Origin of the sequence: Methylibium sp. (genome assembly GCF_013817365.1) — a bacterium.
Taxonomy (GTDB): domain Bacteria; phylum Pseudomonadota; class Gammaproteobacteria; order Burkholderiales; family Burkholderiaceae_C; genus Methylibium.
Map to the genome: position 1 here is coordinate 1 of NZ_JACDCU010000577.1, position 2151 is coordinate 2151.

Below are 2151 nucleotides of genomic sequence, written 5' to 3' on the forward strand. Positions count from 1 at the left end.
GACTCTTACATCCGTTGGTACAACGAGAAGCGGATCAAGATCTCACTGGGCTTCCGCAGCCCCATCGAGCACCGAAGGAGCCTCGGACTCGCTGCTTAACCAGTCCAAGATTTCTGCCGCATCCCCGGGTGATCAAAGTTCGGCCGGCGCGGACACGCCCAGCCATTCCGCTGGACCGCCACAGCCGATTCAATCCTGGAAAAGCTGCGTTGATGTTTCGGCCGTCCATGTGACGTGTTTGCGCTCACGATCTACGCCTGTGACTGCGCCCAGCAGCACGCGTGTATTGCGCTGGCGCCGGACCAGGCTTCGAATCGGCCAGGCGATGTCGGCCGGCGACAGCCCAGCCGTCGCCACTTGGTAAAGCAGCGGTTGAAAGAGGTGATGGTTCTGCCGGTCGATCAGGGTGATGTCCGCCGGCGCCTTGGCGAGCCGCTTCGCGACAGTGAGGCCGGCGAAGCCAGTGCCGACGATGACTACGCGCGGGCGCTAACCCTTCACGTCGTCGCCGCTGTCGGGCATGGACGCGCCCACAAGGCGACCGACGCGTCGAACTCGTCCGCAAGAAACGTCCTGGCGCCGAGGCCGGTTGCATCGCCGGCGAAACGGCCGAGCCGCGCCGCGCAGTCGAAGAAGCCCGGAGCCGGCAAGCCGCCGCGCCACGTGCTGATGACCATGGCCGAGATGAAGGGACGGTCGGCCGCTGCGTCCTCGGCCATGAGTTGTTCCAACGCCTCAGTCACTTGATGAATGGTGTGGGGGGGCGAGAGCAGCATCGCCTTGGCCACGTCCCGATAGGGGACCGGGACGCGCCGTACGGCGAGCGTTTGAAGATGCGTTCGCAGCCGGCCGGCGAGCGCGTGAGTCGGGTTCGTTGGGTTGTTGTCGATGGAGATCGCTAAAGCGGGAACACGAGTCATTGCGGCGCGGTTCCGATGAGAGAGCCCCTCTCCGGCAAGGGCTTGCCTTGGACGAAGTTGATGCAGATCCCGTCCAGTTCCTCCAGAAGCAGCGGCTCGCTCGAGAAGCCGCACGCATAGGACTGCTGTCGCTCCCGGCTGCAGTCGTCGCCTTCCAGATGCGTACACGACGCGCAATTGCCGAACGTCGGTATGCCCCTCTCCAACGCCACCTGGCCGAGCACGCGCTGCAAGGCGTTGGCGAACTGACTACGGCCACCCAGGGGCAGGGTGTCGACGGCACGGACCAGGGTTTCGAAGAGATCATTCTCGAGAATGGCCTTGGCTTTCTCCGTCAGAACGAGATGAACACTGCGCCGGTCAGACTCTGACCGCATGCGCGCCAGATAGCCCCGGGCCTCAAGGTTCTTGATCGTCTGCGACGCCGTGCCCCGCGTCGTGCCGTGAAAAGCGGCGAAGGCAGATGGCGTTCGGGAGAAGCGGTTGGCCCGCCCGAAGTACCTGAGCCCCGCCCACTGGACCGGCGTCAGCCCCTCTCCGTGCGCCTCGGCGGACGCCATGCGCCCCAGTTGCAAGACCAACTCCGCGATCGCACGACTGTCCATCTTCAACTCCTTGTCCATGCCTAGATTGTAGCGTTAAGAAACCATGTTGACAAGTCTATGGTTTCGAAGCGACACTACATGAAGTTCTTGCAGCGGCGCGAGGAACCTTCAGGCGATCCAGCGCGGATCTCCCTGCTGATCGCGGTGCTTGGTATGGCTACTTTGGAGGCTGACTGATGGCGATTACCTTGACAGAAAACGCGGCAAAACAGATTCAGAGCCAGTTGGCGAAGCGCGGCAAAGGGCTTGCCCTGCGCATCGGCGTCAAGAAAGTGGGCTGTACGGGCTTGGCGCATACCTTTGACATCGCCGACGAAATACGCCCTGGAGACCACACATTCGAGTCGCACAACGCACGTGTCGTTCTCGATACCGACAGCCTGTCGGTGCTCGATGGCTCGCGTATCGATTTCGTCAAGGAGGGGCTCAAGCAGATGTTCAAGTTCGACAATCCCAACGTCGAAAGCGAATGCGGCTGTGGCGAGAGTTTCAACGTAAAAAAACCCAAGTTTGACGTAAAGAATACTGAGGTAGTAACCCCATGAGCGCAGTCACTGAAAAAATCCAGACGGAAATGCCCTCACCTTTTGTCTTTACCGACAGCGCGGCGGCCAAAGTCGCTGAAT

The 2151-nt window shown here is 61.4% G+C and carries 5 protein-coding genes and 1 pseudogene; 3 read left to right on the plus strand and 3 right to left on the minus strand.

All coding sequences use genetic code 11. The annotated features are described in order from the left end of the window. Positions 1-99 (plus strand): IS3 family transposase (locus H0W38_RS21505; protein WP_292458051.1); only part of this gene is annotated, 99 nt, incomplete at its 5' end. A gap of 90 nt (positions 100-189) precedes the next feature. On the opposite strand, the gene H0W38_RS21510 is transcribed toward H0W38_RS21505, so the two are convergent. From H0W38_RS21510 to H0W38_RS21520, 3 genes are read right to left on the minus strand one after another with little or no spacing between them, the layout of a single operon-like run. Further along, positions 190-474: an FAD-dependent oxidoreductase gene (locus tag H0W38_RS21510; RefSeq protein ID WP_292458053.1), complete on the minus strand. Its 285-nt coding sequence runs from the start codon at positions 472-474 to the stop codon at positions 190-192. A gap of 23 nt (positions 475-497) precedes the next feature. After that, positions 498-920, minus strand: a complete 423-nt coding sequence (locus tag H0W38_RS21515; RefSeq protein WP_292458043.1) for a hypothetical protein — start codon at positions 918-920, stop codon at positions 498-500. Further along, entirely contained in the window at positions 917-1543 is a 627-nt protein-coding gene (locus tag H0W38_RS21520) for a MarR family transcriptional regulator (RefSeq protein WP_292458046.1), read from the minus strand. Before H0W38_RS21520 ends, H0W38_RS21515 begins: the two co-directional genes overlap by 4 nt. 158 nt (positions 1544-1701) lie before the next feature. On the opposite strand from H0W38_RS21520, the gene H0W38_RS21525 reads away from it, so the two are divergent. Beyond that, a complete protein-coding gene (locus H0W38_RS21525) occupies positions 1702-2070 on the plus strand; it encodes an iron-sulfur cluster assembly accessory protein (RefSeq protein WP_292458048.1) in 369 nt (122 codons plus the stop codon). Next, positions 2067-2151 (plus strand): annotated as a pseudogene (locus H0W38_RS21530) (iron-sulfur cluster insertion protein ErpA); the annotation flags it as partial. The gene H0W38_RS21525 and the pseudogene H0W38_RS21530, both read left to right, overlap by 4 nt.